Source organism: Colwellia marinimaniae, from assembly GCF_002207865.1.
GTDB lineage: Bacteria > Pseudomonadota > Gammaproteobacteria > Enterobacterales > Alteromonadaceae > Colwellia > Colwellia marinimaniae.
Genome location: NZ_BDQM01000289.1, coordinates 1 through 268 on the forward strand (window position 1 = coordinate 1; position 268 = coordinate 268).

General features: G+C 44.8%; 1 protein-coding gene. It reads left to right on the top strand.

Going from position 1 to position 268, the window contains the following annotated elements:
• Positions 1-268, top strand: a 268-nt coding sequence (locus tag MTCD1_RS19320; protein ID WP_307188519.1) for a nucleoside deaminase, incomplete at both ends; no start/stop codon positions are given.

The following is a 268-nucleotide window of genomic DNA, read 5'->3' on the forward strand; positions in this document are numbered from 1 at the left end:
GATTTAGCCCTAACGCCTGAACAACTACACGTTGACGAACACTGGATGCAACATGCGATCATATTAGCAGGCAAGGCCGAAGCGATTGATGAAGTTCCTGTTGGTGATGTGATTGTGCTGGATGATCAAATCATTGGTGAAGGCTGGAATCAGTCGATTCATTTGCACGATGCGACCGCGCATGCTGAAATTATGGCATTACGTGAAGCGGGTAAAACCGTTGAGAATTATCGACTTATTGATGCCACTCTCTATGTAACTTTAGAAC